The following is a 739-nucleotide window of genomic DNA, read 5'->3' as shown; positions in this document are numbered from 1 at the left end:
AGTGCCGGGCCTGCCGCAAGGGCGAGCCCTGGTACTGCTTCGCCACCCACAACGCCACGACCAAGATGACGCTCGAGGACGGCACCGAGCTGTCCCCGGCCCTGGGCATCGGGGCGTTCGCCGAGAAGACCCTGGTGGCCGCCGGGCAGTGCACCAGGATCGAGGGCGAGCTCGAGGACCACCAGTACGCGGCCGTGGGCCTGCTCGGCTGCGGGGTGATGGCCGGCATCGGCGCGGTGCTCAACACCGGGGCCCTGAAGCGCGGGGAGTCCGTGGCGGTGATCGGCTGCGGCGGGGTCGGGGCGGCCGCGATCGCCGGGGCGGCCCTGGCCGGGGCGACCACGATCGTGGCCGTGGACCTCGACGACGAGAAGCTGGCCACCGCCCGGGGATTCGGGGCCACCCACACCGTCAACTCCAGGCAGCAGGACCCCGTCGAGACGATCCGGGCGCTCACCGGCGGGTTCGGGGCCGATCTGGTGATCGACGCGGTGGGCATCGCGGCGACGTTCCGGCAGGCGTTCCAGGCCCGTGACCTGGCCGGGCGGATGGTCCTGGTCGGGGTGCCGGCCCCGGGCACGACCTGGGAGATCCCGCTGGACGAGGTGTTCGGCCGCGGCGGGTCGATCCGGTCCGCCTGGTACGGCGACACCCTGCCCTCCCGGGACTTCCCGATGCTCGTGGACCAGTACCGGCTCGGCAGGCTGGACCTGGACGGGTTCGTCACCGAACGGATCGG

1 protein-coding gene is annotated in these 739 nt (G+C 73.5%); it reads left to right on the top strand.

Going from position 1 to position 739, the window contains the following annotated elements; translation table 11 throughout:
- Positions 1-739, top strand: a 739-nt coding sequence (locus tag ACFYE1_RS17485; RefSeq protein WP_387745842.1) for a zinc-binding dehydrogenase, incomplete at both ends; no start/stop codon positions are given.

It is taken from the genome of Kocuria nitroreducens (genome assembly GCF_042879195.1).
In the GTDB taxonomy this organism is placed as follows: Bacteria; Actinomycetota; Actinomycetes; order Actinomycetales; family Micrococcaceae; genus Kocuria; species Kocuria nitroreducens.
Note: the sequence above shows the minus strand (reverse complement) of the source record. Positions and strands in the feature narration are given on the sequence as shown.